5 protein-coding genes are annotated in these 6,406 nt (G+C 39.0%); 2 read left to right on the top strand and 3 right to left on the bottom strand.

The window, feature by feature from the left end:
* Positions 1–138: 138 nt before the first annotated feature.
* From ACRCJ0_RS01895 to ACRCJ0_RS01885, 3 genes are all read right to left on the bottom strand, one after another.
* Entirely contained in the window at positions 139–807 is a 669-nt protein-coding gene (locus ACRCJ0_RS01895; protein WP_197558317.1) for an RluA family pseudouridine synthase, read from the bottom strand.
* A gap of 173 nt (positions 808–980) precedes the next feature.
* Positions 981–1,295, bottom strand: coding sequence for a DUF2316 family protein (locus ACRCJ0_RS01890; protein ID WP_431387411.1), 315 nt, complete (start codon positions 1,293–1,295; stop codon positions 981–983).
* A gap of 158 nt (positions 1,296–1,453) precedes the next feature.
* Positions 1,454–3,322, bottom strand: a complete 1,869-nt coding sequence (locus ACRCJ0_RS01885; RefSeq protein ID WP_431387412.1) for a fibronectin type III domain-containing protein — start codon at positions 3,320–3,322, stop codon at positions 1,454–1,456.
* Positions 3,323–3,601: 279 nt separating this feature from the next.
* Between ACRCJ0_RS01885 and ACRCJ0_RS01880 the strand changes: the two genes are divergently transcribed.
* Positions 3,602–4,990: a glycoside hydrolase family 1 protein gene (locus ACRCJ0_RS01880; protein ID WP_431387413.1), complete on the top strand. Its 1,389-nt coding sequence runs from the start codon at positions 3,602–3,604 to the stop codon at positions 4,988–4,990.
* Positions 4,991–5,019: 29 nt separating this feature from the next.
* Positions 5,020–6,300: a PTS cellobiose transporter subunit IIC gene (celB, locus tag ACRCJ0_RS01875; RefSeq protein ID WP_026466590.1), complete on the top strand. Its 1,281-nt coding sequence runs from the start codon at positions 5,020–5,022 to the stop codon at positions 6,298–6,300.
* The last annotated feature ends 106 nt before the right edge of the window (positions 6,301–6,406 follow it).

The raw sequence follows: 6,406 nt of genomic DNA, 5'->3' as shown, positions 1-6,406 counted from the left end.
GACACGACAAATCCTGTTGACAAGTGCACCTCGCGTCATCGTTTGCACTTAGATAGTTAAGATAGCCCAATCACTGTAACCTAAAACAAGAAGCACAGCTCTATTGAAGCGATACTTCTTGCATTAATAGTTAATTATTTACCAGATATCCCAAGGGTAGGCTTCTGGTAGTGGCGACTCAACAGTGAGTGGTGTTTTTTTAACCGGGTGTTCCAAGGTAAGGCTTGTAGCCCACAAAGCAATCTGCTGACCGACTTGACTGTATTGTTGACCATATTTTTGATCTCCCCAAATGGGTGTCCCCATACCTGCCAGCTGAACACGAATTTGGTGGGGACGACCGGTCTGTAATTGCACGCTAACTAGACTGAGACCATCCTTAGAGGCAATCACCGTATAGTCAAGGACGGCCTTTTTCCCCTCTTTATGGTTCTTTGAAACAATGGATACGATATTCTTCTGGCGATTCTTATACAGATAATCCACTAACCGATTACTAGCTTGCTTGGGTCTGCCATGGACTACGGCATAATAAGTTCGGCCCATATCATTACGTCGTACTAGGTCAGATAATCTTGACGCTGCTTTTGAAGTTTTGGCGAATACCATCGCGCCACCAACCGGGCGGTCTAGACGGTGTACTAAACCTAAGTAGACGTTACCCGGTTTTTGATAGCGATATTTAATGTCCTCTTTGAGATAGGTTAATAAATCCTTATCTCCACTTTGATCTCCTTGAACCGGTATATTTACTGGTTTTTGAACCAACAATAAATGATTATCCTCATATAATATTGGTACATCCATTGCTTCTACTCCTTTACAAACATAATGGTCCCACCATAGCATATCTAACCAACTACCCCTAATTTAGATAGGTTTTTATGAATAAAAATCGGTAATTTTATAAATTAAAAAGTGGTAGAAGCTCATATTGACGGTGTTTATATCGACGCATTACCAGTACATATTTGGTTCTTTTAAACAGTAATCTTCTGATAAAGTTGTCGTTTACCAATACGGCTACTGTTTAAGAAGCCATATTGGTGACAATCGCCACGTAACGCCGTATACTTCACTGGTGAATTGCCCTGATCAGTAATTTTTTCATTAAGGCATTCTTTTAAAATCCATGGTTCTTCAATACCCAGAGGTTGTAAGATTAAAATAGCGTCAATACGTTTTTGACTGGTCTTAAAATCTCCTGCAATCTCTTGAATAGTTAAATTAGAACGCATCACCGCTTCCTGAAATTCTCTAATAGTTGCTTTTTGTTGACTATAGGTTAATGACATAACTTCTACCTCATTTAATCATATATAGGTTTATATTATATCACTTTTATGACATATCACTTTCACAAATCGCTAAAACTAACCCAACAGATAAATATTTTTCCTAATAAAAAACCTACTAGATCAAAGCTAGGCTCGTCTAGTAGGTCAAAATTCATTTATTCATCATCTTTAGTAATACCGTAAGCATCCACTAATTCAACATTTCGTTCTTCGCCGGCGTGTAAGTCACCGCTCATTTGATAAAACTCAATTAAGAACTCATCTTCAGAGACAGTATAGACTGCAAAGTTTTGACTTTCTGATTGACGATAGTTTTCGTGTTTATAGTCAAACTTAGGTGACTCATCAGGTTGTTGAGCAACATCAAATAAGCCATTCCACAGGTCCACATCCTCTTCAGTCATCCAGTCTAATTTTGGACGAACATTATGCACATGTTCAGCACCTTTTTGGTAAATCGCATCATAGGCTTTTGTTCCAGATGAGTTTGGAATCACGTAAGTCACCCCATCAGGATTAACGTGGTATTCGACACCATCAATTTCAGTCTTCTCCGTATCCTCTACTTCACCATAAGAGAAATTATCTCCTGTATATACTAAGGATTTCGTTCTCGTTAAGTTGTGGTCATGTCCTTGTAAAACGATATCCACCCCTAGTTCATCTGCCAATTTAGCAAACTCTTCGCGGGTAACTTGGACATCATCGTCCTGCAATGCATGGTAAGAAGCTGAGTAGATTGGTTTATGGTAAGCAAGTACAATCCAATTTGCCCCATTATCACGTGCCGTTTGAATATCCTCTTTCGCCCAATCCATCTGTTCTTGACCAATTGCACCAGATTCTGGATTATCCTCAGATTCCTTATTGTCATTCGTATTTAAGACAACAAAATGCGCCCCATTGTAGTCATAAGAATAATATGATCCACCTGAAACTGCATCATTCGTTACAGGTACATTGGTATGTTCGTTAAAGGCTGTTAAGTCTAAATCACCACCATGAACAGTATATTCATCATGGTTTCCTGGCGTATAAGCATGTGGTAAGTGCAAGTTTTGTTCCTGAGACATATCTAAATTGTCTACCCACTCATCCTCTAATTCTGCAATTTCAACAAAGTCACCAGTATGTAAAGCAAAATTCGCATCTGGCGCCACTTCCATCGCATGCGCTAAGGTATCTGCACCATAAGCAGCTTCATTATTCACATTGGCATTCCAATAAGCGTTTTGTGTGTCCGTATAATGAATGAATTGGAACTCATCATCGTCAACAGCTGATGTATTAAAAGAGCCCGTTGCTGAATAGCCACCCTCATCAGAACCCACTTGATAGTAGTAAGTTGTACCAGCTTCTAACCCTTCAGCTTCAGCTTTATAACTATATTCTTCAACTTCTTGAGTATAAAGATAGCCTAAATTACCACCATCAGAAGTCCATTCAGTATTATCGCGGTCAATTTGTTCATCTGTAAAGTAACCTAATACTTCTTCAGGTTGTCCTTCATCGTCTAGAATTTTTTCACCTTCTTCATCAGTTGTCACCGATGCATAGATATAATAGCCATTTTCATCGCGTTCAGCATAATCTGACGTAACTGGGCTAGCTTCTGCAGTAAATTCAATCGCATCTGACATATCTTCAGAAGTCGATACTTTTACTTTAGCATCTGACATCTCTTCCGTTGTATACCAATTAAAGCCCATTGTTGATGAAGTATCTGTTAATAAATTTGTTGCGATTCGGTTAGGTTCATTGCGAACTGGGACCGGTGCAACTTCTGGTTTTTCATCCTGTAAATCAATTAAATCTAGACCATTTACTTCTCCGTAAACTGGATCAACCTCACTACCTTCATCTGAAGATGCCGTAGCAATGTCACTTGCATTCGTTGCTTCAGCAGTCGCTTGACTACTAGTATCACTTTCGTTCGCTTCGTTTCCTTGCCCTTGTCCACAAGCAGCCAATAAAATCACCGATGACAATAAAACGCCCCAGCGCTTCAACTTCAATTCTTTCATTAAACGGTTCCCTCTCCTTAAAATGCTTTTCAATTACCAACACTTTCTTTATCACCTTAACAAAGTAAGGTTAATTTCTTGTAATGTCCTAGTAAAAATTATGTAAATAGCATGTTAAAAGTACAATTTATTGCTAAAAGAATGATTATATATACATTTTGTTCATACATACAACACCAATCGCTTAGAAAATATTTTTGAAATCGCTTGCAATATCATTCTGTTGTATGTATAATTCTATTTGAAATTATGTATAGACATATGAATGGAGTTGTTTAGATGAATTATCGTTTTCCAGAAGGTTTTTGGTGGGGTTCAGCAATATCGGGTCCGCAAACTGAGGGACGCATTAAAGATGATGGTAAAGGTGACAATATTTGGGACCACTGGTACCGAGAGGATCCTAGCCTATTCTTTGACCAAGTTGGGCCAGAAGAAACCTCAGCAGTTTACAGCCACTATAAAGAAGATATCCAACTGATGAAGGCTACTGGCCATAATTCAATGCGGACGTCAATTCAATGGAGCCGACTCTTCCCAGAAGGTCGCGGTGACATCAACCCTAAAGCGGTTGCTTTCTACAATGATTATATTGATGAATTGATTGCGAATGACATTGAACCCTTTATCAACCTTTACCACTTTGACATGCCCCTTGCCCTACAAGAAATTGGTGGCTGGGAGAATAAGGAAGTTGTTGAGGCTTACGTAAATTACGCGAAGACTTGTTTTGAGTTATTTGGTGACCGAGTGAAAAAATGGTTTACCCACAACGAGCCGATTGTCCCTGTTGAAGGTGGTTACCTTTACAAATTCCATTACCCAGCTGTTGTTGACATGAAACGTGCTGTTCAAGTGGCTTACCATGAAAGTTTAGCTTCCGCTAAAGCCATCAAAGTCTATCGTGACTTAAACCTTGATGGTGAAATTGGGATTATCTTGAACCTAACGCCTAGCTATCCAAGAGATGCCAACAATCCTGAAGATGTAAAAGCTGCCAGCCTAGCCGATGCCTTTTTCAATCGGTCATTCCTAGATCCAGCTATTCGTGGTATCTTTCCTGAAGATTTAGTATCACTACTAAAAGATTTGGACTACCTACCAGATTATACTGCGGAAGAATTGGCTATCATCAAAGAAAATACCATCGATTTATTAGGTATTAACTACTACCAACCACGTCGTATCAAACAAAAAGAATCTAGCGAACGACTATCTGACAAGCCAATGCCAGACGATTACTTTGACAATTACATTTGGCCAGACCGCAAGATGAACCCTTACCGTGGTTGGGAAATCTATGAAAAAGGAATTTACGATTGTTTAATTAATGTACGCGATCATTATGGGAACATCCCTTGCTTTATCTCGGAAAATGGGATGGGCGTTGAAGGTGAAGCGAAATTTAAAAATGCAGACGGCATGATTGAAGATGATTATCGAATTGACTTTTTAAAAGGTCACTTAACTTATGTGCATCAAGCTATTGAAGAAGGTTGTAACGTCAAGGGTTACCATCTTTGGACTTGTATGGATAACTGGTCATGGATGAATGCTTACAAAAACCGTTATGGCCTCATTTCAGTTGACTTAGATAATGATAAAAAACGGACGATTAAGAAAAGTGGTTACTGGTTTAAAGAAGTTTCAGATCGAAATGGTTTCTAAATATTGGGTTTTATAGAAAGGAATGAATCATGAATAATATCATTGATAAACTAGCTGAGTCCCTCACACCTTTTGCCGCTAAATTAGGTAACAACCGTTACCTAACCGTCCTTCGTGATGCCTTCATGCTGGCATTTCCACTGACCATGTTTGGGTCAATTGTCGTAGTATTCAATAACCTACCCTTCTTCCCGGATGCATTAAAGGGTTCATTGGGTACTTTACTAGGTAATGGTCAAAATGCCACTATGTCTATCATGACAGTCTTCGTAGCTTTTGGTATCGGTTATTATTTAACTAAGTCATATGATGAAGATGGCGTCTTTGGTGGTGTTGTTGCCCTAGCATCCTTCTTAATTTTAACACCTTTTAACTTCTTAACCGCTGAAGGCGTAGAAGTTGCTGGTGCCCTAACGACTGATCGTTTAGGTGCAAAAGGGATGTTTATTGGGATGCTAGCAGCCTTTTTAGCAACTGAGATTTATGTCCGCATCACAAAAAAAGGGATTAAAATCACCATGCCTGACGGCGTGCCAGATGCTGTCTCTCGCTCTTTTTCTTCATTAATACCTGCCATTTCAACCCTAACAGTATTTTTATTAATCAACGCCGCTGTAGTTGGGTTATTCAATACTAACCTACATGACGTCATTTATACCTTTATCCAACAACCACTAACAGGTTTAGGATCAAGTTTACCTGCGACACTACTTGCCCTATTCTTAATACAAATCTTATGGTTCTTTGGTTTACACGGTCAAGTAATCATCAACTCAGTATTAGACCCAATTTGGCAAACATTATCATTAGAAAATTTAGCTGCCTATGAAGCTGGTCAAGAATTACCACATATCATCACTAAATCATTCATGGATACATTTACTGTTAGTCTTGGTGGTACTGGGATGACATTAATGGTCGTCATCTTAATGGCTTTCGTGATGAAGAGCAAACAATTGAAAGAAATCGGTAAATTAGGCCTTGGTCCTGGGATCTTTAACGTAAACGAACCGGTTATCTTTGGTTTACCAATCGTATTGAATGCTTCTATGGTCATTCCTTGGGTGCTTACGCCTTTAGTAGTAACAATCTTTAACTATTTCATGATGGCTTCTGGTATTTTCCCTGCAACAACAGGGGTTGTTGTACCTTGGACTATGCCACTCTTCTTCTCTGGTATGATGGCTACCAACTCTGTAATGGGCGGAATCTTACAATTAATTGATGTCGTCATTGTTGCAGCCATTTGGTTCCCATTCTTAAAAGTACAAGATAAGACCAACTTAGCAATGACTACTGAAGAAGCATAACACTACCTTATTCCCTCCCAACAGGCGCTGTGACAATGTCATAGCGTCTTTTTTATTACAATATTCATTTAGCATTCAACTTACCCTTCATTTTTGACAATTTGAC

The sequence above is a fragment of the Aerococcus sp. L_32 genome (assembly GCF_050689315.1).
The sequence above is the reverse complement of the archived record's forward strand: the minus strand, read 5'-3'. Positions and strand labels throughout refer to the sequence as shown.